Here is a 22,781-nt window from a genome sequence, read left to right on the forward strand (position 1 = left end):
TGGTGACAACACCGGAAAAGTCGCAACAACAAGCCCGTAAGCCAATTATTTAAACGGCATGACGTGTCGAAAAACAGTAAAACAAGGGATACCGGAAAGGTGGTGTGTCAGAAGTGATATTCAGCCCCATCAGCGGGATGGGGTTCTCAAACTGGTAATGACGTGAGCGTCTTATTCCGCGAGGATATCGATGCAGCTATCCCAAGTCTTCTTGGTAACCGCGTCATGAGAAGAGGATTTCTTGTAAACCGCGTCAATCACTTCATAAGGCTTGGTGGCTTTGTGACTTGCAAATACCATATAGGCATCAAGCTTGGGCGCGCCAGCTTGTTTGAGATCGTAAGCACCACCTGCCACTAAAGACTTCTGCGCGCAGAAGCTTGCGACGTTTAGGCGCTCTGCAGGTATATTGGCGACCTTTACGGCACATTGATCGAAGAGGTCGACGGAATAATCCCACGCACTGGTGAAATCTGCAGCGTACACATCTTCCACCAAATTGAGTTTGATTTGCGCAGCGGTACCTGATGCAAATCGATCAATCTGGGATTGTTTAGGTTGGTCTTGTAACTTCTGAGAGGCAACAAGGTAAGCCATATCCGCCAGCTCAGCGCAGTAAGACATCTGAACCGTTTCTTTGTTGGAATAAAGCTGAATGGGCTTAATGGGTTCTGGCTGGTTGGTACAGGCCGACAGCGTGGAGACAGATAAAATCAAAGTGAGCAGAGAACGAGTCGGTGCCATCATACATCCTTATTGACTGCGTCGATTCGGGACAACAAAACAAGCAGCCAGTATATCCAGCTTCATAAATCGTTTTTGTTTTCAAATTGAGAACTTGGTACAGCCCTGTTTTGATAGAAGGAAGCGCTTTATCGTTGTGCAAAATCGACGTTTTTTGGCTATTTATTGCTCACTTTGGATTCGCGACAATGATTGTCTTCTGATTGTTCACAATAATCGGGTTTTTGTAGAGTAAATAGAAAAGGAAATCTATCAAAATTTGAAGATGAATGTTTCCTTTAAGTTATAAAAATGACGATTACAGGCTAATAAAGTGATTTATTGGTTGTTATAACAAAAAACTCTGATTGGAGGAGAAATTTCGGCTCTCGTATACTCGGGTGAAAGGCAGGTGGAAACCTGCCCAAAACACAATAAAAACGCCGTGTAGAGGGCAAACATGATCGACTTCTGGCCATTGATTGGAATCGTAATTATTACGGTAGGGTTGGCACTAAAGCTAAACACCTTGCTTGTTATTTTAGTTGCTGGGGTAGCAACGGGCCTCGTTGCCGATATCGCCTTGATGGATATTCTTTCCACACTGGGCCAATCCTTCACCCAAAACCGCTATATGTCTCTTTTCATTCTTATTCTTCCTATGATTGGCATCCTTGAACGCTATGGTCTTCGCCAGCGTGCAGAACAGCTGATCGGTTCCATGAAAAAAGCCTCTGTCAGCAAAATTCTGATGACTTATTTGCTATTGCGGAAAGTGACGAATGGCATGGGCTTGAGCATCGGTGGTCACCCATCCATGATCCGTCCTCTCATTGCACCTATGGCGGAAGCGGCAGCAGAGAAAGTTTCACCGAAGCTGCAAGAAGAGAAGCGTCAGGCCATTCGCGCACTCGCCGCTGCCAGTGAAAACTTTGGCAACTTCTTCAGCCAACTGCTGTTTATCGGCACGGGCGGTATCCTGCTGATTAAAGGCGTGATGGCTGACAACAAGTTGGATGTGCAGTTAGAGACCATGGCGTTGTGGGCGCTGCCGACGGCTATTGCTTCTTACATCGTATTCGTGGTTTTCAGCAAAGTCGTGGAAGCCCGTTTGCTGAAAAACTTGGATAAAGCCGCTGCAATGGCGACTGACATCAAAAGCGAAGGGTAATGGCCATGCTTGAATATATTTACCAAACCACAGGTTTGCTGTTGCTGGCTTTCTCACTTCAAACCTTTATGGACAAAGACAATCCCAAACGCGTCGGTACCGGCCTTTTCTGGTTAATTTACGGTGTGACCTTTATCTTCGGCGCGATGATACCGAACTGGGTGACAGGCTTGATGGTACTGGCGTTGACCGCGCTGGCTGCTGGCGGCTTCATGGGTGTGGGGAATTACAAAACCACCAACGAAGAAGAACGTCAGAAAACCGCGTCTGTGTTGAAAAACAAACTCTTTATCCCAGCGGCGATTGTGCCAGTGGGAACCGTTGCTATCAGTCAGTTTACCTCGCTGGGGGCGCTGGTGGGTCTGGGTATTGCGTCGATTGCGTCAATTATTGTGGCGCTGGTCATGACGAAGAGTCAGCCTATACACAGCCTGAACGAAGGTCGTCGCTTGATTGACTCTATTGGCTGGGCCGCGATTTTGTCGCAGTTTCTCGCAGCATTGGGTTATCTGTTTAATCAAGCGGGTGTGGGTGATACCGTCGCACAAATCGTGAAAATGATGATCCCTGAAAACATGCTGCTGGTAAATGTGATTGCCTACTGTGCCGGTATGATGATTTTCACTGTGGTGATGGGTAACGCCTTTGCAGCCTTTGCGGTGATCACCACTGGTATCGGTATTCCACTATTGGTGTTGGAAAATGGCGGTAACGCCGCAATTATTGGTGTGCTGGGTATGCTTTCAGGTTATTGCGGTACCCTGATGACACCTATGGCGGCAAACTTCAACATTGTGCCAGCCGCGTTGCTTGAACTGAAAAATAAGCACCACGTTATTCTGATGCAGGTGATCCCAGGGCTGATCATCTTGGCATTCAACGTATTTGTTATGTACAGCTTTGCATTCTGAGGAAAGCGATGAAAAAAGTTCTGATTACGGGTTTCGAGCCGTTTGGCGGCGCATCGATCAACCCTGCGCTGGAAGCGGTGAAAAAACTAGATGGTGTTGAGCTTGAAGGTGGCGTGATTGTGACCTGCGAAGTGCCGGTAACGCGGTATGATGCATTGAAAGCGATCAGTGAAGCCATTGAGGCGCATCAACCAAGTTACGTAATAACGGTTGGTCAGGCTGCGGGTCGCAATGCGATCACACCTGAGCGTGTGGCAATAAACATGGACGACTTCCGCATTCCAGATAATGGCGGAAACCAGCCGATTGATGAGCCTATCGACGAAGAGGGGCCAGCAGCTTATTTCTCGACCTTGCCGATCAAAGCGATCACCCGCAAGCTTCAGGAAAACGGTATTCCCTGCCAGGTGTCGAATACCGCAGGTACTTTTGTTTGTAACCACGTATTTTATGGTATTCAGCACTTTTTACGTGACACAGATATCGGCCACGGCTTTATTCATATCCCTCTGCTACCAGAGCAAGCAGCTGCGACTGATCAGCCATCCATGTCTCTGGATACTATCGTCGAAGGACTTCGTTTGGCAGCTCAAGCGACTCTTGAGAACAAGAAAGACATTTCTGAGGGGGCAGGGCAGATTTGCTAAGCCTCAGCGACTGATAGCCTAATAAGAAAAGAGCCGATAATGTCGGCTCTTTTTTGTTATTTGGAGGACACTTTTTCATTTTCTGGTGCCCCAGAATAGTCTTCTAGCACTGATCCTTGAAACGCAAATATTCACCATAGCTTCTCAAATGGCTAATATTCAAATAATTGAATATTTAGTGCATAGATGGCTAGTGTTCAATTATCGTGGAAGCGTATTTCTTGCCTTTCTTAGTTCCTCATTCAAAAGTGGGGCTTATTTCATCCTAACTCTTAATTATTAGGTTATTAGCGTCGGTATACGATGAGTGCTCACTGTGATTTACCCAAGTTGCAGTGGTGTTATTTGGCCTTGTGCAAAAATGAGTAAGGAGTACCCATTAATGAATAAGCATGCGATTAAATTTGCGCCAATGACTTTGGCGATGATGTGTGCAAATGCATCTGCCGCTGTAACGCTCTATGACGATGATACCCATTCTGTTACCACCGATCTTCTGGTCAACGTCTTCTATACCAATTCGAGCTCTGATCGTTTGTCTGACTTCAATGATCCGAACAGCAATAAAATCAGTCGTGACCAGTCTCGTGTTCGTATCGGCTTTTTGCCTAACTACATTGGTTTTAATTTTAAAACCGAAGTGAATGATCTCAAGATTGGTGCACGTTCGTCATTCTGGGTCACGCTCAATGACACCGACAATAATCGAGGTGCAGAAGGCTTAGGTACCCGCTCTGGTATTGATGTGCGCCAGTTCTACGCCACTATAGAATCTGATTGGGGACAGGTATTGCTGGGTAAGGACTTCGGTCTGTTTTCACGCAGCAACATCCTTACCGATGAGTTGCTACTCGGTCACGGCCAAAGCAGTGATTACTATGGACTTATTGACGGTGGAAACGTCTCTTTCGGTAACATTGGCTCTGGTTACACCTACCCATTCCCGAAAGCTCAAATGACTTATCGCACACCTGATCTGTCTGGTTTCCAAATTGCAGTAGGTGTGATGGACCCAAGCAAGAAGAGCGCAAATAGCTCGGAAGACAGCCCTCGATTTGAAAGTGAAATCACTTACACCGGCGAATTTGATACTGTTGACTTCAAAGCTTACATCAATGGTGTGACCCAAAGTTCGAAAGACAGTAATGGCACTGTTGATTCGGATGGTTTGGGCGGTGGTGTCCGAGTTGGATTCGGTGGTTTAGCGTTGAATGCTTCTGGTTTCAGTACGACAGGGCTAGGAGATGTGGCTGGCTTGGATACTATCGTGAGTACAGAAAAGACCAAGTCAGATGGCTATTTGCTGCAAGGCTCTTACACCTTTGATAGTGAGCGATTTGTGCTGTCCTACGGCAACACTGAAGTCGACACTGATGGCACCAAAACGCTGGAGTACGAAAACAAAGCGGTGGCTTGGTTCCATACTGTGAATAGCAATCTGACTCTGGTGGCAGAATATAACCGTACCGAAGTGAACGAAGGTAACACCGAGAAAAACAACACCTACGCATTAGGCGCAGTCGTCACTTTCTAACGGTTCTGAAGAGTACCCTTAAACCACGCCTGGTTTATTAAGCACGATAAGTGTTAGCGCTGAGAGGTCGCTTTCTGCAGTGTGCTAATGGCGTTAAGTTTGGCTTAGAGCTTAACGTCTTTTTTCTTGCTCATTCCTCTGAAAAAAAATCACCCCAAGAAAATATCTGCAAATCCAGTTGGTTGGCTTTGGAATAGGCAAAACTTCGGCCTTGGGGTGAATAGAAGAAACCGCTTTCATAAAGCGTATTCAGTAATGCAAAAAATGCCTGCCTATCGGTTTAAAACAAACGCTCAATTTAAAAGATGAGACGATTTCTCAGAGAATATTTACGTAGAAAAAATAAGGAAAAACAAGGAAAAGGCCACTTCTGGGGTGGCCTTATGTAAACAGATGCTAAAAGTTATTCGCCAGTTTTCAAGCGCAGGAAGTAGTTTTCGTACTTCTCGGTCAGGTCGCCAACGGCGTCTTGCCACTCACCACGGTCAATGTCTTCTTGTGGCGGGAACAGAGTTGGGTTGTCTTTGTATGCGGCGTTAGACTTCTCAACCGCAGTCAGGTAACCGGTATCAGCACTGATTTTTGCTGCAATCTCTGGACGCAGAAGGAAGTCGATCATCTTGTGAGCCGCTTCGGTGTTCTTCGCGTTCTTTGGAATTGCCAGGCTATCTACCCAGAAGATACCGCCTTCTTTCGGCCATACCAGCTCAATCGGCAGACCTTCACGTTGTGCAGCGGCTGCAGAGCCATTCCACAACATGCCCAGACCTACCTCACCAGACAGATAAGGGTTCGCTGGGTTGTCTGAGTTGAATACCAATACGTTTGGCATCAGCTTTTTCAGCTCTTCGTATGCTTCATCAATCTGTTTTGGATCGGTAGAGTTACCCGAGTAACCCAGCTTACGCAGCGCGATGTGGAACACTTCGCGGGTGTCGTCCATCAGCATGATTTGGCCTTCGAGCTCTGGGTTCCACAGATCTGCCCAGCTGTCGAAATCTTCTGGGTTGTACATGTCAGTGTTCACTGCCAGACCTGTCATCGCAATCACGTGAGGAATGGAGTAATCGTTGCTTGGATCGAACGGCTTGTCGAGGTAGTTCTTATCCAGCTCAGTGAAGTTGTTGAGCTTCGAATGGTCGATTTTCTGGAGCATACCTTCATCGCGCATTTTTGCTACGAAGTAGGTTGATGGCACCACAAGATCATACCCGTCTGGGTGGGTTTTCATTTTCGCATACAGGGTTTCGTTCGACTCGTAAGTTGAGTAGATAACCTTAATGCCGGTTTCGCGGGTGAATTGTTCTAACAGCTCTGTTGAGATGTAAGGACCCCAGTTCGCGAAAATCAGTTGATCATCAGCAGCTTGTGCCGGTGTGGTGAAGATAGCGGCTGCACACGCAGCGCTGGCCAGAATTGCAGACCATTTTTTCATTGTCGGTTTCCACCTCCAAAGGCCCCCTCGATAGGGCGCATTAATACTCCAGGGATACATCTTCATCCCCGCGTTAACATCTGATTTTACTCAGAGAATCTCGTCGGTTGGGCGGTCAGAAAGACATCCGAGCCCGAAAAAATCGGCGCGATATTACAGCCGAAACCCAGTGCTGGCAACTGATTCAGGCGACCGAACAGCACTATTCGCTTTCAGGGAAAAGAACAAGACAATGACTGTAATGCTTCGCTGAACAAAAGAGTGATAAAAGACAAGGTTCCGAATGGCGATAACAACGCACTAATGCGTCAGGTCACGCATAAAGAAGTGGCACACTCGATTTCGAGTGATTCATTTAATGCGAATAATGCTTCTACATTCAACGTCGGTTCTGGAACTACCAGCAATTGGCCCAGATCGGACTTTGATTACGCCTCTTGTGTGTCAGAAAGCTAAAGGCGTATACCCATTTCAAGTATTTGAAAAAATAATAGTATTTGGCTGATTTTCACAACGGCTGACATTTTTTTCACACTGAGTTGTTTAAAGTGATTTCATTAATCAGTAGGAATGGCTCATCCCATTCTGCGAGAGGTGTTATGAAATCCAGATACTCAACCTATTTGAAAGTGGCAGCTGTTGTATTGGGAGGAGTATTCCTGACAACAGGCTGTTTGCAGGCACCTGATGAGCCTCTATATCACACATCAGAGAAATTGCCTGAGTATGAGCAAACGTCGTTTGATGAATATGTTAAAGACACCAAACTTTGGCTGGAGCAAAACCGGGTCTTTTTGACGGGCGACAAGCAGACAGAAATTGATGCGAATACGCCGTTTGAGCTGGCTCCAAAGGAACGAGTCACACCGACTAAAGGCGTACTTTTTGTACACGGGCTAGGTGACTCTCCATTCTATTTCAGAGATATTGCCAAGGTTCTCTCGGAGCAGGGCTTTCTGGTTAGAACCGTTTTACTTCCCGGTCATGGCTCGCGTCCCGGCGACCTGATATTGCCAACCATTGATGATTGGAAGCGGGTGGTTCAACACCATGCAGAGCTGTTGGCAAATAATGTGGACGAAGTCTGGTTGGGCGGCTTCTCTACGGGGGCAAACCTCGTAACGGCTTATGCTGCTCAACATGATGATATTGATGGACTCCTGTTGTTCTCTCCGGCCATGGCGCCAAAAGATTCCCTTCATGTGATTGCCCCAGTGGCCAACTATTTCCTGGATTGGCTGGATGTTGATCCGCATGAAGACAACTACACCCGCTACGCGACCTTGGCTACAAACGGCGCGGCTTTATTTTCTGAGTCGGTCAGTGAAGTGAATGATCAGCTATCAGAAACGCCATATCGCAAACCTGTACTGATGGTCATCAGCGAGAGTGACAGCGTGTTGGATTCTGCTGAAACTATTGACCTGTTTAAGTCGAGCTTTCTTCACCCTCAAAGCCGTTTTGTATGGTACGGGGACGGGAAAATCACAGGAGACACACGCATTATCTCTTTGGCTTCATCCATCCCAGAGCAACGTATCAGTACGTTTTCTCACATGAGTGTGTTGTTCTCTCCAACCAATGGCTACTACGGCAAAAACGGTAGCCAATTGGTTTGTGACAATGGCCAGAGTGAGGAAGCAGAAAAAGCTTGTCCGAATAGCGACGAACTTTGGTATTCCAGTTATGACTATCTGGAAGAAGGTAAAATCCATGCCCGTTTGACGTGGAATCCCTATTTTTCAGAGTTAGCGGAAACGATAGGAACCGTGACAAAATAAGCGCGCCTCGTTGCCAATGGCGTGTGTGGCATGGAATAATCCTGCGCATTATTCAAACCGCAATAACTGTGAATTTATGACTGACAAAATTGATATCATCAGCACCCTAGAAGAGCTTGAAACCTTCCTTATCGCTATTGAAAGCGGAGGTCTGGGACTGACGGGTGTTGCGGGTGTTGCGCTGGCAACCAACAATGCCACTGGTCAGCCGTTTCTCGCCGTGCTGGATGATAAACATCAACTGATCCTTGCGCGCGACGTAACGTCTGAAGTGTTTGAAAATGGCAAAGATCTGGTTCGTTACGGACCGAAAAAGCACTAACTCCTAGTTTAGAAAGTTTGCTTTCACTAGGGGCTGTTGACCTTTGGTGATGATTTTTGCAGCAGTTTGTGGGGGTTTTGTGCAAGGCAGAGGCTTCGATGTGTAGCTAGCCTACATGAGAAGCCGATAACGCAGCAGAAATTCCCCACAAACGCTGCCCGAAGGGTTCTGCCCTAAGCGTTTTATGCTTTGTTGAGGTGTATTTGCTTAGAATGCTAGGCGGCACACACCTCGCCGCGCCTAAAACGCTTATGGCTAGAACAAAATTTAACCACCAAAGGTCAACAGCCCCTAACAACAAACGCCCTCAATTGAGGGCGTTTGTTGTCCGGAACCTAACTGCTGTTCCGGTATTTCAGCAAGTGAAGGTAGTGCTTTATTATTCTGCCAACCCACCTTGGGTGAGTTGGGTAGGGTCGAGTAAGCGTGTTAACGTTTCTCTGTCTAAATCTGTCTCTTCTTCCGCAACATCAATGATGGCTCGACCTTCTTTGTATGCCTTTTTGGCGATCTCTGCCGCTTTCAGGTAGCCAATCACTGGATTGAGCGCAGTAACCAAAATGGGGTTTTTTGCTAGCGCAACATCCAGATTTTCTTTCCTGACCGTGAACGTGAAAATGGCCTTGTCTGCGAGTGCACGCGAACTGTTACTGAGCAGCTCAATGCTCTCCAATACATTGTGAGCAATCACTGGGAGCATCACGTTAAGCTGGAAGTTGCCAGATTGGCCAGCCACGGTGACGGTGGCGTCGTTGCCAATTACCTGTGCTGCTGCCATCGCTGCGGCTTCAGGAATCACAGGGTTCACTTTTCCCGGCATGATGGAAGATCCTGGCTGCAAGCCTTGAAGCTCAATTTCTCCCAACCCCGCCAGCGGACCGGAGTTCATCCAACGTAGATCATTGGCAATCTTCATGATGGCAACAGCAGCCGTCTTGAGTTGGCCAGACAAAGCAACCATGGCGTCTTGACTGCTGAGGTTGAAGAAGAAGTTTTCGCTGGCTTCAAACTGCGAGCCTGTCGCTTGTGACAGGTTATGGGCGAAGGCAGAGGCAAAGCGTGGATCTGCATTAATACCTGTGCCCACCGCGGTACCGCCTTGTGCGAGTGCCTTCACGGCTTCCAGGCTGCGCTCAATGCCTTGTTTGGCATGCTCAACCTGGAACTGCCAGCCGCCGAGTTCCTGATCAAAAGTCACTGGCATCGCATCCATCAAATGAGTGCGGCCTGTTTTGACCACGGCACCGATATCTTCACGCTTCATATGCAGTGTATGGGAGAGGTGAGCCAGAGATGGAAGTAGGTGTTTTTCAATCGTTAAAGCGGCGCTGACTTGAATCGCAGTAGGGATTACGTCATTGCTGCTTTGGCCCATATTTACATGGTCATTTGGGCTAACGACATCGCCGAGCTTGGCGCTGGCGAGCGTCGCAATCACTTCATTGGCATTCATGTTAGAACTGGTGCCAGAACCGGTTTGGAACACATCAACAGGAAACTGATTGAGGTGTTCACCATCAATGATCTCTTGGGCAGCGTCAGAGATTGACTCAGCGATATCACCTTGCAGCAAACCCAGCTGTGCATTGGTGATAGCAGCAGTCTGCTTAATGTATGCCAAGGCCTGAATAAAAGTGGCTGGCATGGTGTGTCGACTGAACTGGAAGTTGTCGACGGCGCGCTGAGTTTGTGCTTGGTAGAGGGCATCGGCAGGAACGCGAATTTCCCCCATGCTGTCTTTCTCTGTTCTGAATTCTTGGGTAGTCATACAGGGTCCTTTTGCCTTTAATCCAATGGTGCCTGAAGGCGTTGTAATTCGAGTTGTAGTGAGAGGAATCTCTGTTCCCCGCCATGGCGGCGTTTATAAAACCGTTTAAGAGCAATCAGAGGCTCATGAATCATATTCAGGCACACGTGGCGGAATTGCTGTGATCGCTCGGGGTCCCGGATAGCTTCAATCAGTGCGAAGTAAACCTGACGCAGATAAAGCTCAGCTAGCAGCGGGCTTTCGTTTTCTGCGCCTAACTCATGGTAGGAAGCAAGCGTGACACCAGACTGAATGAAGTGGTAAACCACATCGGGTTCATAGCCCCAGACAATGTCTGAATGATTAAACCTTTCCAACGACTGAAAATACTCTGTGTATAAAAACGTTCTGTCGATCATTCACCGGCCCTGATTTATCTCTAGATAATGATAATAATTATCATTTAATGTTTTTAATAACAACCCCTTGGTTTTTGTCGTTATTGAGGGTTTCGGTGCAATCGAAACAAAAAAGGGGCGCTTTAGCGCCCCTCGGTATGGATAGTGAAATGAGTTAGATAGTCTGTGATAACCAGCCGTTGAACTCATTTTGTGGCAGCGCACCGTTGATTTGCTGTGCCATCTTTCCATCTTTAAACACCATGATGGTCGGTATGCTGCGGATTCGATATTTCGCTGCCAACGCTTGCTGCTCTTCAGTGTTAACTTTGACGAAGATAGCGTCTTCTTGCTTACCTTTTGCGGTGGCTTCAAATACTGGCGCGAATCCCTGACATGGGCCACACCAAGGTGCCCAAAAATCAATAACCACAGGCTTACCAGAAGCGAGCAGGGCGTCCATGTTGTCATCAGTGCCTTCAATCGGTTTTCCTGTTAGCAGCGAAGACTTACAAATGCCGCAGCTTGGATTCTCATCAACGCGCTCAGCTGGAATGCGATTCAGCTTATTACAATGTGGACAACGCACGGTTAATGTACTCATTTTGAAAACCTTTCCTTTGATTTGCTTGGGTGTAGATTATTCGTATCCCGGCTTTGAGGCCATTTCATTTCATCTATCGTTGAGATTGGTTTCTCCTATCATCAGAAATTCGCGCTTTGCAAAGTTCGTAAAATTCATAAGCCTGTGGCGAAAAGTAACGATCTCTCAATCGTAATATACCAATTTGCCTTTCCACATAAGGCGTCGTTAGGGGGAGCCAACAGAGATCCCTCTCATCATCAGGGAAAGCGAGCTTAGGTAGGGTAGTAATGCCTATCCCAAGCTTTAAAACGGAAAACAGGGAAGTGATGTTTTCGACACTGTAGCGTGCATTGGCAGCAAGTACATTGGCATGCGTGGGCTCAAGCAGGGTGCAGGTGCCATTTTTACAAAAGGAAGCGCCACCAGATCTTGCCATTCGATGTCTCTTGCCTGCTGCGTTAGAGGATGGTCTTTCAAGCACACCACACCTAAGGGGTCAGCCATTAGCGGTGTGAACTCAATGCGTTCATCCTGAATATGAAGACAGTTCCCCAGCGCTAAATCTACCTCTCCCGCGAGCAACCTTGCTTCGACACCGGCTGCATTGTCATCGACCAAAGCGACATCCACATTGGGATGGTTTTCTGTGTAACTTGCTAAAACGGTGGGGATTAACTTGGCGGCGACCGAGGGGACGCTGGCAATCCGTACCTGACCTAACTGGCCTGCGGCAGCGGCACAGAGGTCAGAGTTCAACTCTTCGTACAGCTTTAGAAATTGGTTGATTTTAGGAAGACAGAATTCGCCAAAAGGGGTCAGTTTTGCTTTATGTCCATTATCAAACAGGGATTGCCCCAGTATCTTTTCCAGTTCTTTGACTGAGGTAGATAGTGCCGCCTGCGAGCGATTAGCTTTTGAAGCCGCCGCGCGAAAGCCACGCAGCTCCGCGACTAAGGAAAAGTGTTTCAACTGCTGCAGCTTAATATCCATCCGCCCCAAGTCCCTCTCTGATAATGATAAGTAAAACTGAACAATTGAAAAAAATTAACCGTTCGTTTTATCAAGAATTGTAAGGCAGACTTTAATCAATTGTTAACAGATTGACAAAGAGAGTCTTAATTCAATGTTGCCCCAAGAGAATCGCCACGTAGAGAAATCCGTGATTAAAACTGAGCTGTTTGCCTCGAAAGCCCCGCTTGAGTGGGCGGTTGGCCATAACGGTACGCTCTACACCGCTCAAATTCCCATTGATAAACAAGGTCAGCTGGTGAATGGCGGCATTGAAGCGCAGACCCGTCAAACCATGGATAACCTGATGCACACACTTGAAAGCGCTGGTGTGACTAGCTTGGCGGTGCTGCAAGTGCTGATTTATGTGACGGACCGTAGCTGTCTCCCTACTGTTAACAAGGTTTACGCCGAATATTTTAATGCGCCATATCCCAACCGTGCGGCCATGGTTGTGGCGGATTTAGCAAGGGAAGGCATGTTGGTGGAGCTGGTGGTGTATGCCGCGCTTCCCCAATAACGAATGAATTTGAAATAAGAAATAGAGATCAAGGAGTCAACGATGAGCCTGAACAGAGAAAACGCACTCTACATCGGTGGGGAATGGTGTCAGGGAAACCATACGGTTGCCAACATCAACCCATCTAACATTTCCGAGTCTTTGGGGGACTTTGCGCAAGCCAGCCAAGCTCAGGTTCATCAGGCGATTGCCAGTGCGCATGAAGCGCAGCCAGTTTGGGCGAAAACGCCTCTGGAACAAAAACAGAAAGTGCTGCAAACCATTGGTGATGAGCTGATTGCACGTTGTGATGAGTTGGGCCGTTTGCTTTCCAGTGAAGAAGGCAAACCGTTCGCAGAAGGTCGTGGTGAGGTTTACCGGGCGGGGCAATTCTTCCAATACTACGCGGCGGAAGTGCTGCGTCAAATGGGTGATATGGCCGACTCTGTGCGTCCCGGCGTTCAGGTCGAAGTCACTCGTGAAGCTGTGGGCGTGGTTGCGATCATTTCGCCATGGAACTTCCCGACGGCAACTGCCTCTTGGAAAATTGCGCCAGCGCTGGCATTTGGCAACAGCGTAATTTGGAAGCCCGCCAACCTGACACCGGCAAGTGCCGTGGCATTAGCAGATATCATTCACCGTTCAGGGCTGCCGGCAGGAGCATTTAACCTGGTGCTGGGGTCGGGATCTGAAGTGGGTGATACCCTGATTCACAGCAGCGAAATCGATGCGGTCAGCTTCACGGGTTCTGTAGATGTAGGCCGAAAAGTAGCGGCCGCGACGGCCCCTAATTTTGTTCGCTGCCAGCTTGAGATGGGCAGTAAGAATGCCCTTGTCATTGCCGATGATGCTGACATCAACATCGCCGTTGAAGCAACCATAGCCGGCTCATTCTCTGGGACAGGTCAGAAGTGTACCGCGTCCTCCCGCCTTATCGTCCTTGATAGCGTTCATGATGCTTACGTTGAAGCACTTTCCGCTCGTATGCAGCAACTGAAAGTAGGACATGCGTTGGAAGACGGCGTGTTTATGGGGCCAGTCGTCGATGAACGCCAACTCTCTTCAAACCTGAAATGGGTGGAGAGAGCCCATGAACTGGGTGCGGAGCTAGTTACTGGTGGTGAGCGTTTGACCCTTGAAAACGACGGTTACTACATGGCGCCGACCTTGTTCATCAATACCCAGAATGATTGGGACATCAACCAGGAAGAGCTATTCGCCCCTATGGCCTGCGTTCAGCGCGTCGGTTCTCTGGATGAAGCCATCGCCAAAGTGAATGAAACCCGTTTTGGCCTGACTGCGGGGATTGTGACATCCAGCCTTCGCAGCAGCGCCCTCTTTAAGCAACAAGCCCAAACCGGTTGTGTGATGGTCAATCTGCCAACAGCAGGCACTGACTACCACGTACCGTTTGGCGGCCGTAAGGAATCCAGCTTTGGTCCACGCGAGCAAGGCCAGTATGCACGTGACTTCTACACCATCGTGAAAACGGCTTACCAGCGTGCGTACTAATTGATCAGGGTAGGGACAGCTTATGTATCAGGACGAAATCATCATCGATGGATTGCAATACTGCCTCTGGGACAGAGCGTATTTTGAATCGCTCAAACAAAGTGGAGTGACTGCGGTTCATGTGACCTTGGTGTACCACGAGACTGCGCGTGAAACACTGACCCGTTTTGCTGAGTGGAACTTACACTTCGAGCGAAACAGCGATTTGATCATGCCTGTTATGTCTATGGATGACGTTTTCAAGGCGAAAAGCGAAGGCAAGGTTGGGATCTTTTTTGGTGCCCAGAATTGTTCGCCGATCGACGATGAAATCGGCCTGATTGAGGTGATGCGTAGGCTTGGCCTTTTGATCATGCAGTTGACCTATAACAACCAGAGCTTGCTGGCGACGGGTTGTTACGAGCAGGAAGACAGCGGTGTGACCCGTTTTGGCAAGCAGGCCATCGCAGAGATGAACCGTGTTGGAATGATCGTGGATATGTCTCATAGCTCTGAACGTTCAACGCTGGAAGCGATTGAGCTGTCCTCGCGCCCTATCTGTATAAGCCATGCAAACCCACAGCGTGCTCATCCTGCACTTCGCAATAAGTCGGATGAAGTGATCCGCGCCTTGTGCGAAAGAGGCGGTTTGCTTGGCTTCAGTCTTTACCCTTTCCACCTTCCCGGCGGCAGCGATTGCAGCCTGGAAGACTTTTGCCGAATGGTCGCAGATACCGCTGAAATGGTGGGTGTAGAACACCTCGCTATTGGTAGTGACCTTTGTCAAAACCAGCCACAGAGCGTTCTCGAATGGATGCGAAATGGCAGATGGTCAAAAAGCCTCGACTATGGAGAAGGCTCGGCCTCAAACGCTGGCTGGCCCGCGGCTTTGCCGTGGTTCCCGGAGACCAGCGGATTAAAAAACATTTATCAGGGATTGCGCGAAATTGGATTCAGTGAACAGGAAACGGCAGGGATACTCGGCCGCAACTGGCTCACTTTTTTGGAGGACGGCTTAAAGCCGGAATAATTTCGCAAGGCGGGATAACCCGCTCACAAGGAGCAAGGTTCTTGGACGCTGGTTCAGGAGCTAACGACAACGTGGAGACAGATGATGTCTGAATTACTCAATGCAGAGAAGACAAGCACTGTAAATAAGGAACAAAGTGTCTGGGTGAAACTGGGTCTTGATAATCCGGTTTTTTGGATGAGCGGCGGTTTTCTCACGCTGTTTGTGGTGACAGCGCTTGTAGATAACAAGCTTCTGTCTTCGCTGGTTAATGCTGGCTTCAGTTGGAGTGTGTCCTTCTTTGGCCCTTACTGGCAGTTGCTACTGCTGGCGACGTTTTTGATTGGCCTTGCACTGGCGTTCAGTCCAGGTACTGGGAAGGTGCGCTTAGGTGCGATGGACAAGCCCGAGATGGATGGCTTCAAGTGGCTGGCAATCATTCTTTGTACTCTTTTGGCCGGCGGTGGTGTCTTCTGGGCGGCGGCAGAGCCGATCGCTCACTTCGTTAATCCTCCTCCACTGTATGGTGTGCCAGAAGGCAATATTCAGCGTCAGGCATTTAATGCATTGGCACAGTCCTTTATGCACTGGGGATTCCTCGCTTGGGCTATCCTAGGCACACTGACCACCATTGTGCTCATGCACCTTCACTATGACAAAGGGCTACCACTGAAACCGCGTACTCTGCTTTATCCGGTATTCGGTGAACGCGCCATGACAGGTATGTTTGGTGCCCTGATTGATGCTTGCTGCATCGTTGCGGTTGCAGCGGGAACCATTGGGCCAATTGGCTTCCTTGGTCTGCAAATCAGCTATGCACTGAACGCATTGTTCGCATTACCTGATGGCTTCACGACCCAATTCATCATCATCCTCTGTGCGATTGCTATTTACACCATCTCGGCATTGAGTGGCGTTAACCGCGGTATTCAGATCCTGAGTCGTTACAACGTGATTCTGGCTGTGGGCCTGATGGCTTATATCCTTTTGGTTGGCCCGACTGATTTCATTATCAATGGTTACCTGCAAGGTGTAGGCACCATGGTCGACAACTTTATTCCGATGGCAACCTTCCGCGGTGACATGGGCTGGTTAAGCTGGTGGACCGTATTCTTCTGGGGTTGGTTCCTGGGCTACGGCCCGATGATGGCCATCTTCATTGCACGTATCTCTCGCGGCAGAACGATTCGGCAACTTATCACTACCATTAGCATTATTGCACCGCTTATTACCTGCTTCTGGTTCACCATTGTGGGTGGCTCGGGTCTGGCTTTTGAAATGGCAGAACCTGGCTCGGTCAGTAAGGCATTCGAAGGCTTTAACCTGCCAGCATCACTGCTTGCAATCACTCAGCAACTGCCGTTCCCCATGCTGATTTCCATTTTGTTCCTGATCCTCACCACGGTGTTCATCGTTACTACGGGGGACTCCATGACCTACACGATCAGTGTGGTGATCAGCGGCGACCTCAACCCAAATGGTCTGATGCGCACTTTCTGGGGTGTCATGATGGGGGCAACAGCCATCATTCTTATCTCACTGGGCTCTGGCGGCGTCTCAGCGCTCCAATCCTTCATTGTTATCACTGCGGTGCCGGTATCACTCATCCTGCTGCCGTCACTGTGGAACGGGCCCAAAATCGCCCTGCAAATGGCGAAAGACCAAGGACTGGATTAATCGTCGTGAATTGACAGTTACGAGGCAAATATGGGACAGCATGAATAACGCTGTCCCCGAATAATCAACAATGCTGAGTGTTTGTAGGTGTGGCTTCATGAATGCAAAAACTGCAATGGAAAGTGTCACTATGCTGCGTGATCCAGCTGTGGTGATGGATCCCTATCGATTAGGTGCGATGCATCAAACCCGTCTTAGTTTCGTGCGTAGTTTGTTGAGAAAGATGGAGTCTGAGCAGTGGAAGATTGAATGCGTTCAGTGGGACATTGCTGCGGAAGGATTTGGAACAGCAGTCTACGAATTGCTGACACCAAATGGGGTTTATCAACTGGTCGTTTTTTCAACGGCTATTGCCGATGAAGAGCGCAATGATCGTGTGATTGCGGAAAAGTGGGATGTGACCATGGCGCTGGTCAAGGGACGGGTTGATCAGAGTGAGCTAGAACGCTTGCGTCAAAATGTGCCGCTGCAGGAAGCAGGCAGAAATACTACGCAGGTGTTGGTGTTATCACGTGCCAACAAGAGTGTGCGCGTGTTTGAACATCTGATTGATGCGTTGTCGGCTGGGCAGCAACCCAGCGCTCAGGAAATCGCGAATGTGGGGTACATCCTCCGCACAACCGCTGTGTATGGAAATGGTAAATTTGGGATTGCGGACTTTGAAACGTTGAATGAAAACCCGGATTTTCGCCTCTCATTCAGTGCGCAAATGTGTGCGGTTTATATGCTTCGCGAATTCAGTCTGGACTGGGTTCATTTTCTGGCGAAGCAAAAAGGCGGCGTTCATGCGACTACCTTGTCACCTGAGTTACAGCGCTATATCGGGGTAGGCAATGCCACAGGTTTGGGTATGGCGCCTTACCTTATTCGTCATCCAAGAGTGGTAGACAATTGGTTGACTCACCGGGAAATGGCTTTGGCGGCTGTGTCGCAGCAATCTGTCTGCGAAAAGAGCGCGGTGAGGGTGTTGTCTCTGTTACACAAGGCAAGAAAACACCTGAAAGAAGTCGTTACCATTGATGAGCATCAGAAAGGGTTAAACGCGCAGAGTGTGGATGAACTTCCGTCTCTGGAGCAGGATATTGTGATGCTTTCCAGTGATGGGTCATATTGGGTTGATGCAATCTCTACTGCGGAAAAATACTCTTTCGAAACACAGGAAATTCTGGTCACTTGTTTGCTCGAAACATTCCCAGACGTTGTCGATCCTTTTTGCAATGAAATGAATGCAGATGAGTCTTTGTCACTGACACCTGGCATTAAAGTGTCGACCATGATTTCTCTTCTGGAAACACGTTATCGTTGGGCATTAGACATTGATTTTTCTGAGCCAGATAATCAGTACTGGTTTTGGTACCGCTCACAGGATAAAGAAGAACCTCGCATGGCGGTGCGTGGTGAAGAACCCGGTGAAGAAAAAGAGCTCGGACTTGACGTCGGAAGGCAGGCTTCAAGGTTCTACCACTCGCTAAAACAAGTGGATTCAACCACATCACTGGCTGAGTTCCTGCTGGAAAATACGCGTTTCAGAATGATTGCCCGTCGTATTTGGACGCTTGGCAATTGCCCCATGGGGGATATTCAAATCAATGTGCTGGCGAAAAATGTGCTGCCCATGCACCTGCTTCGCTGCAAGCTTTCGATGTTTGGAGCGACTAAGTTCGATCCCCGCTCTGACCGCTGGGTGAGAGTGACCTTGTTCCAAGGTGCTCCTACTTTTGTAGAGTTGGGTAATGGCGCAGACACTGACTCTTGGCTGTTTCCTGTTTTAACCTCGTCTTCAGAGCAAAGGGAGGGGCTATGATCCAGGTCTCTCACAACGAATTGGTGGGGCTATGCACTAAGGCCTTTGATGCGTTAAATCACCCCCATGGTGAGTCAGATACTATCGCGGAAACTGTGGTTGATCTGGAAATGGCAGGGTTGAGTGGCGTTTCGATGTTTGTCGAGGCTTTACCTACCCTAGATGAAGAGCGAGAAGCGCGTGCTCCGCGGTGCGACATTATCGATGGCAATATCCTCGTGAACCTTCATGGTGGCAGTTTGTTTTGCCACTTGCCCGCTTTGATTGATGTGGCAGTTGAAAGGTTAATTGGCTTCCCACAGGTGTCGATGTCAGTCAAAGATTGCCGCAACCGTTGGCTGGCATTTGGTGAGCTTCTTAAACTGGCTGGTAAAGGGCTATCAGTGCGTGTTTGCTGGCACAGGAATGACTCGCCGGATGATATCGAGTGCATTCTGAATGCGGGCTCCCGGTATCCTGATATTTACCTTCAAAAGGATCTGGGTCTGGAGGAAAACAGCATGCAAATAGAATTAAGCCTGGCTCCTTTTTCCGCCTCGAACAGTGCATCGGTGCCAACGATTTCCGCTCAAGAGCAAAATGAAGCGGCGAGCGCCGCATGGGAGCAGGGAATTAGAATTCGCCTGAGTAATTGGGAGGCGTTAAAACACTACGCATCAAGACTGTTGGTTGAAGACAGTGAGCGCTCAATGCGAGGAGCAGGAGAATAAAATTGCCCCGATGTTTTGCATCGGGGCAATTTTAGTTAGCGAAGGATCCAGGCATCTTGCCAGTTGGTACCGACACCCGGCTCATAGGCGCTTGGGGTTGCGCCACACCAAAGGTTATAAGGCCATGACTTACATTCGTACGTGGATCCGCCATTGGTGACGATATCGCCAGCGGAGTATGAAGTGCCTGCCACATAACTGTCTGAACCCGTCGGTGGTTCTGGCGTCACTGGTGGTTCTGGTTCAACAGGCGGTTGTACTGGTGGCTCGACAGGGTTGACGGGACTACAGTCAGCAATGCCAACTTCTTCCCATACGCCCCATTGGCCGCTGGTGGATGGGTGTTCACCTTGTGTCCACCATTTTGCACGCCAAAGCTTACCGCCCCAAGTGACAGTGTCACCAGGCAAGTAGACCGCAGTTTCTTGCCAATCGGTAGAGCAATACCCGATCGCTGGTTTGGCAGTGGCTGACACATTGGCTTTATATACCGTTGTTGTTTGGTCGATCTCAAACGTCAGGGTTGCTTTTGCAATACCGACTTCTTTGGCACCAAACTCTATACCGACCTGACAGGATTCGTTCCCCTGCAGCGTAGTTTGCAGACATCGATCATTGGTGATCACAGGAGAGGTTGCGACGCCGGAACCAGAGACGCTTAAACGGTCAATCGTGAAAGGTGCAAACCCAGTGTTGCGGATAGTGAATGTGTGTAGTTTGGGCTCTCCAGCAATGAAATCAGCAAGAACTTGATTCTCTGCGTAGCTGAGGCTGACCTTATCTGTGCCTCCGTAAACAACACCATCAACAAACTCACGAAGAGCAGCAATGTCACTGTATACGCCGTATTTGTCTGGGCGGGCGCAGCCGACACCCCAGCTGACAATACCCAACTGGGTTGTTACACCACCACGGTTAACAACAATTGGGCCGCCACTGTCACCCTGGCAGGAGTCAATGCCACCCTGCGGTACACCCGCACAGAAAGAAACATCGCCCACTGACGTATAACTGCCACCTGCTTGACGACAGGCCGCATCAGAAACCAAAGGCACGTCCACTTCCTGAAGAACGGTTGGTGAGCTGCCACCCTCTGAAGTTCGGCCTAATCCCGCAACGGTCAGTAAATCACCGTCAGACACATACTGGTATAGCGACCCTTCAGCTATTTCAACTGGTGTTAATCCCGCAGGCACGCTGGCGAGTTTAAGCAAGGCAATGTCATTGGCAAGATTGCGGGTGTTGAAATTGGGGTGGATATAGATCTCTGAAACATTAACCCGCAAACCATCGGCGCCATTGTAGCGGTAGCCGCCAATCTTCACTGCTATATGGTTTGGTGCGTCGGTGTCCACACAGTGTGCGGCAGTCAAGACAAATCCCTTGCCGATATAACTGGCACCACAGAACGAACGGTTGCTGTTCGAATTCACAATCTGGGTATAGAACTTCCATTCCGCTGGGTTGGCATCCACACCACCGACGATACGTGGTGACACTTCAGCAGAATTAAGGGTGATCGTCTCAGCAGCGAATAGACAAGGTGACATCAATGTCATGGCAAGCGCCATTGTTATTTTGTTTTTCAATGTTTGCTCCTTGATTTACAAAGCGAGCGTTATGCTCACTTAAAAAGAAGCAATGCAGCGTGCTTATAAACAAGTTGCAATGTGAGAGTCTTCGTTGTTTGCGAGTGACTCTCAATTTTCTCATTTTCAAAAAGTTGCATGTTTCGTGGTTTGGAGAGAAAACCACAAATCTTGTTCAAAACTTTTTTGGCTGGGAAGATGTGGTTTGCAATAAGAGTGAGATAAAAAAAGCCCCGGCACGTTGCCAGGGCTTATTTGCTAGAGACCGTGTCGAAGCTTATTTCGACTCGACGCGGTTCATGAACTTGTGTTCAGCGGTGTTAACGCGGATTTTGTCGCCAGGCGCCACGTACTCAGGAACCTGAACAACCAGACCAGTGGTCAGCGTTGCTGGCTTGGTACGCGCACTTGCAGAAGCCCCCTTGATAGACGGAGAAGTCTCGGTGATCACCAGATCAACAGCCGAAGGCAGTTCCAGAGCCACAGGTTTGCCGCTCACAGCCAGTACCTGAATGCCTTTGGTTTCTTCAGTGATGAACAGCAATTCTTCTTCGATGTCATCTTTGTTGAAGTGGTAAGGGGTGTAGTCTTCAGAGTCCATGAACACGTACTCGTTGCCATCAACGTAAGAGAAGTCAGCAGGGTGGCGACTGAAATCCGCCAGAGTAATCATGTCGTCTGCCTTGAAGCTTTCGTCAACTTTCGCGCCGGTTGCTACATCGTAAAGACGCATACGGAAAAGGCTGTTGCCCGCGCGGCCGCTTGGCGTCAGCTTAGCAATGTCTTTAACTGCCAGTACTTTACCGTTGTGTTCGATAACGGCGTTCTTTTTAATTTCACTTGCCTTTGGCATGGTCACTGTTCCAGTTGAATAACTGATGCGAAAAATATCACGAATCCTAATTTTGGCAAGCGACAGCATGTATCATTGGTGCAGAAATAGACGCACTCTAAGCTTAGTGATCTACCACTGATACCCATTTAGGAACGGAATAGCAGAATAATGATTAAACAGCTCGATACTAAAGTGGTCTACCAAAACAAATGGATGACCGTTCGTGAAGACAAGATCCTTCGCCCAAGTGGCGCAGAAGGTATTTATGGTGTGGTAGATAAACCTGATTGCGCCGTGATCATGGCGATTGATAACGGACAGATCCATTTAGTCCAGCAGTTTCGCTATACCGTCCAACAGCGTTGCTGGGAGTTGCCGCAAGGCGCGTGGGAATCACGTCCCGATGCTGATCATCTTGAACTGGCAAAAGGCGAGCTCCGTGAAGAGACAGGTTTAGATGCGAAAGAGATGGTCTATGTGGGCGCGCATTTCATCGCTTATGGTTTCCTCAACCAAACCTGTCATATCTATTTAGCGACGCAATTGACTGATGTGGGTAAGTCTCTTGATGTTGAAGAGGAGGATCTGATCTCACGTCCTTTCCCCATCGAGGAATTTGAGCGAATGATGGTGGAAGGAGAGATTAAAGATAATGTCACTGTCGCCGCTTATGGGCTGGCGAAATTGAAAAATCTGGTATAAATGCAGTCTTCCGCTTTCATAAATGAGAAATTGCTAACTCATTGAAATGTATTATCTGATTTGGGCTTTTTCGTCATATAAATGACGCAATTATTGATATTGGCGTCATTTATATGACTTACAATGAGATATGCCTCTTAGCGTGCTAAAAACCCTACTTTCTCCTTCCTAAATCGCTATTCTGCCCGTGCTGTCGCACGTA

20 protein-coding genes and 1 pseudogene are annotated in these 22,781 nt (G+C 48.6%); 13 read left to right on the top strand and 8 right to left on the bottom strand.

Features of this window, described 5'->3' with window-relative positions:
• Positions 1–171: 171 nt before the first annotated feature.
• Positions 172–744 (bottom strand): hypothetical protein, encoded by a 573-nt coding sequence (locus G5S52_RS00400; protein ID WP_165011318.1) that lies wholly within the window; start codon positions 742–744, stop codon positions 172–174.
• A gap of 439 nt (positions 745–1,183) precedes the next feature.
• On the opposite strand from G5S52_RS00400, the gene G5S52_RS00405 reads away from it, so the two are divergent.
• From G5S52_RS00405 to G5S52_RS00420, 4 genes are all read left to right on the top strand, one after another.
• Complete coding sequence (locus G5S52_RS00405; RefSeq protein ID WP_165011319.1) at positions 1,184–1,894, top strand: DUF969 domain-containing protein; 711 nt, start codon at positions 1,184–1,186, stop codon at positions 1,892–1,894.
• 5 nt (positions 1,895–1,899) lie between these two features.
• Positions 1,900–2,805: a DUF979 domain-containing protein gene (locus G5S52_RS00410; protein WP_165011320.1), complete on the top strand. Its 906-nt coding sequence runs from the start codon at positions 1,900–1,902 to the stop codon at positions 2,803–2,805.
• A gap of 8 nt (positions 2,806–2,813) precedes the next feature.
• The gene (gene pcp / locus G5S52_RS00415; protein WP_165011321.1) at positions 2,814–3,452 is read left to right on the top strand and encodes a pyroglutamyl-peptidase I; all 639 of its coding nucleotides are present in this window, start codon (positions 2,814–2,816) and stop codon (positions 3,450–3,452) included.
• Positions 3,453–3,834: 382 nt separating this feature from the next.
• Positions 3,835–4,986, top strand: a complete 1,152-nt coding sequence (locus G5S52_RS00420) for a porin (RefSeq protein WP_165011322.1) — start codon at positions 3,835–3,837, stop codon at positions 4,984–4,986.
• Positions 4,987–5,389: 403 nt separating this feature from the next.
• Here the strand turns inward: G5S52_RS00420 and G5S52_RS00425 are convergent, their stop codons facing one another.
• Positions 5,390–6,421: an extracellular solute-binding protein gene (locus tag G5S52_RS00425; protein ID WP_165011323.1), complete on the bottom strand. Its 1,032-nt coding sequence runs from the start codon at positions 6,419–6,421 to the stop codon at positions 5,390–5,392.
• 599 nt (positions 6,422–7,020) lie between these two features.
• On the opposite strand from G5S52_RS00425, the gene G5S52_RS00430 reads away from it, so the two are divergent.
• Together G5S52_RS00430 and G5S52_RS00435 are read left to right on the top strand one after the other, a co-directional pair.
• Entirely contained in the window at positions 7,021–8,202 is a 1,182-nt protein-coding gene (locus G5S52_RS00430) for an alpha/beta hydrolase (protein WP_165011324.1), read from the top strand.
• A gap of 76 nt (positions 8,203–8,278) precedes the next feature.
• Entirely contained in the window at positions 8,279–8,524 is a 246-nt protein-coding gene (locus tag G5S52_RS00435) for a hypothetical protein (RefSeq protein WP_165011325.1), read from the top strand.
• 379 nt (positions 8,525–8,903) lie between these two features.
• Here G5S52_RS00435 and G5S52_RS00440 read toward each other — a convergent pair whose 3' ends face one another.
• The 4 genes and pseudogenes from G5S52_RS00440 to G5S52_RS00455 form a co-directional block, all read right to left on the bottom strand.
• Positions 8,904–10,292 carry a class II fumarate hydratase gene (locus G5S52_RS00440; protein WP_165011326.1) on the bottom strand — a complete coding sequence of 463 codons (1,389 nt, stop codon included), beginning with the start codon at positions 10,290–10,292 and terminating at the stop codon, positions 8,904–8,906.
• Positions 10,293–10,309: 17 nt separating this feature from the next.
• Positions 10,310–10,690, bottom strand: coding sequence for a hypothetical protein (locus G5S52_RS00445; RefSeq protein WP_165011327.1), 381 nt, complete (start codon positions 10,688–10,690; stop codon positions 10,310–10,312).
• Between the two features lie 154 nt (positions 10,691–10,844).
• Positions 10,845–11,273 carry a thioredoxin TrxC gene (gene trxC, locus G5S52_RS00450; RefSeq protein ID WP_002538596.1) on the bottom strand — a complete coding sequence of 143 codons (429 nt, stop codon included), beginning with the start codon at positions 11,271–11,273 and terminating at the stop codon, positions 10,845–10,847.
• 73 nt (positions 11,274–11,346) lie between these two features.
• Positions 11,347–12,245, bottom strand: a pseudogene (locus tag G5S52_RS00455) (LysR family transcriptional regulator).
• A gap of 133 nt (positions 12,246–12,378) precedes the next feature.
• Between G5S52_RS00455 and G5S52_RS00460 the strand changes: the two are divergent.
• The 6 genes from G5S52_RS00460 (at position 12,379) to G5S52_RS00485 (ending at position 19,453) form a co-directional block, all read left to right on the top strand.
• Complete coding sequence (locus G5S52_RS00460) at positions 12,379–12,783, top strand: RidA family protein (protein ID WP_165011328.1); 405 nt, start codon at positions 12,379–12,381, stop codon at positions 12,781–12,783.
• Positions 12,784–12,825: 42 nt separating this feature from the next.
• Positions 12,826–14,274: an aldehyde dehydrogenase family protein gene (locus G5S52_RS00465; protein ID WP_165011329.1), complete on the top strand. Its 1,449-nt coding sequence runs from the start codon at positions 12,826–12,828 to the stop codon at positions 14,272–14,274.
• A 22-nt stretch (positions 14,275–14,296) separates the two neighbouring features.
• Entirely contained in the window at positions 14,297–15,283 is a 987-nt protein-coding gene (locus G5S52_RS00470) for a membrane dipeptidase (RefSeq protein WP_165011330.1), read from the top strand.
• Between the two features lie 84 nt (positions 15,284–15,367).
• Positions 15,368–16,939: a BCCT family transporter gene (locus tag G5S52_RS00475; protein ID WP_165011693.1), complete on the top strand. Its 1,572-nt coding sequence runs from the start codon at positions 15,368–15,370 to the stop codon at positions 16,937–16,939.
• Between the two features lie 97 nt (positions 16,940–17,036).
• Positions 17,037–18,743: a hypothetical protein gene (locus G5S52_RS00480; RefSeq protein WP_165011331.1), complete on the top strand. Its 1,707-nt coding sequence runs from the start codon at positions 17,037–17,039 to the stop codon at positions 18,741–18,743.
• A complete protein-coding gene (locus tag G5S52_RS00485; protein WP_165011332.1) occupies positions 18,740–19,453 on the top strand; it encodes a DUF3726 domain-containing protein in 714 nt (237 codons plus the stop codon). Before G5S52_RS00480 ends, G5S52_RS00485 begins: the two co-directional genes overlap by 4 nt.
• Positions 19,454–19,488: 35 nt before the next feature.
• Here G5S52_RS00485 and G5S52_RS00490 read toward each other — a convergent pair whose 3' ends face one another.
• Together G5S52_RS00490 and efpL are read right to left on the bottom strand one after the other, a co-directional pair.
• Positions 19,489–21,012 carry a trypsin-like serine protease gene (locus tag G5S52_RS00490; protein WP_165011694.1) on the bottom strand — a complete coding sequence of 508 codons (1,524 nt, stop codon included), beginning with the start codon at positions 21,010–21,012 and terminating at the stop codon, positions 19,489–19,491.
• Between the two features lie 307 nt (positions 21,013–21,319).
• Complete coding sequence (gene efpL / locus G5S52_RS00495) at positions 21,320–21,895, bottom strand: elongation factor P-like protein EfpL (RefSeq protein WP_002538609.1); 576 nt, start codon at positions 21,893–21,895, stop codon at positions 21,320–21,322.
• A 150-nt stretch (positions 21,896–22,045) separates the two neighbouring features.
• On the opposite strand from efpL, the gene G5S52_RS00500 reads away from it, so the two are divergent.
• Positions 22,046–22,579 (top strand): NUDIX domain-containing protein, encoded by a 534-nt coding sequence (locus tag G5S52_RS00500; RefSeq protein WP_165011333.1) that lies wholly within the window; start codon positions 22,046–22,048, stop codon positions 22,577–22,579.
• The last annotated feature ends 202 nt before the right edge of the window (positions 22,580–22,781 follow it).

The organism is Grimontia sedimenti (assembly GCF_011045095.1).
Lineage (GTDB): Bacteria > Pseudomonadota > Gammaproteobacteria > Enterobacterales > Vibrionaceae > Enterovibrio > Enterovibrio sedimenti.

Coding starts and splice junctions, on each gene's coding strand:
- G5S52_RS00430 (WP_165011324.1), top strand. CDS start 7,021: ATGAAATCCAGATACTCAACCTATTTGAAAGTGGCAGCTGTTGTATTG.
- G5S52_RS00490 (WP_165011694.1), bottom strand. CDS start 21,012: ATGACATTGATGTCACCTTGTCTATTCGCTGCTGAGACGATCACCCTT.
- G5S52_RS00425 (WP_165011323.1), bottom strand. CDS start 6,421: ATGAAAAAATGGTCTGCAATTCTGGCCAGCGCTGCGTGTGCAGCCGCT.
- G5S52_RS00480 (WP_165011331.1), top strand. CDS start 17,037: ATGAATGCAAAAACTGCAATGGAAAGTGTCACTATGCTGCGTGATCCA.
- G5S52_RS00435 (WP_165011325.1), top strand. CDS start 8,279: ATGACTGACAAAATTGATATCATCAGCACCCTAGAAGAGCTTGAAACC.
- G5S52_RS00400 (WP_165011318.1), bottom strand. CDS start 744: ATGGCACCGACTCGTTCTCTGCTCACTTTGATTTTATCTGTCTCCACG.
- G5S52_RS00405 (WP_165011319.1), top strand. CDS start 1,184: ATGATCGACTTCTGGCCATTGATTGGAATCGTAATTATTACGGTAGGG.
- pcp (WP_165011321.1), top strand. CDS start 2,814: ATGAAAAAAGTTCTGATTACGGGTTTCGAGCCGTTTGGCGGCGCATCG.
- G5S52_RS00465 (WP_165011329.1), top strand. CDS start 12,826: ATGAGCCTGAACAGAGAAAACGCACTCTACATCGGTGGGGAATGGTGT.
- G5S52_RS00440 (WP_165011326.1), bottom strand. CDS start 10,292: ATGACTACCCAAGAATTCAGAACAGAGAAAGACAGCATGGGGGAAATT.
- G5S52_RS00445 (WP_165011327.1), bottom strand. CDS start 10,690: ATGATCGACAGAACGTTTTTATACACAGAGTATTTTCAGTCGTTGGAA.
- G5S52_RS00485 (WP_165011332.1), top strand. CDS start 18,740: ATGATCCAGGTCTCTCACAACGAATTGGTGGGGCTATGCACTAAGGCC.
- G5S52_RS00420 (WP_165011322.1), top strand. CDS start 3,835: ATGAATAAGCATGCGATTAAATTTGCGCCAATGACTTTGGCGATGATG.
- G5S52_RS00470 (WP_165011330.1), top strand. CDS start 14,297: ATGTATCAGGACGAAATCATCATCGATGGATTGCAATACTGCCTCTGG.
- G5S52_RS00410 (WP_165011320.1), top strand. CDS start 1,900: ATGCTTGAATATATTTACCAAACCACAGGTTTGCTGTTGCTGGCTTTC.
- G5S52_RS00460 (WP_165011328.1), top strand. CDS start 12,379: ATGTTGCCCCAAGAGAATCGCCACGTAGAGAAATCCGTGATTAAAACT.
- G5S52_RS00500 (WP_165011333.1), top strand. CDS start 22,046: ATGATTAAACAGCTCGATACTAAAGTGGTCTACCAAAACAAATGGATG.
- efpL (WP_002538609.1), bottom strand. CDS start 21,895: ATGCCAAAGGCAAGTGAAATTAAAAAGAACGCCGTTATCGAACACAAC.
- G5S52_RS00475 (WP_165011693.1), top strand. CDS start 15,368: ATGTCTGAATTACTCAATGCAGAGAAGACAAGCACTGTAAATAAGGAA.
- trxC (WP_002538596.1), bottom strand. CDS start 11,273: ATGAGTACATTAACCGTGCGTTGTCCACATTGTAATAAGCTGAATCGC.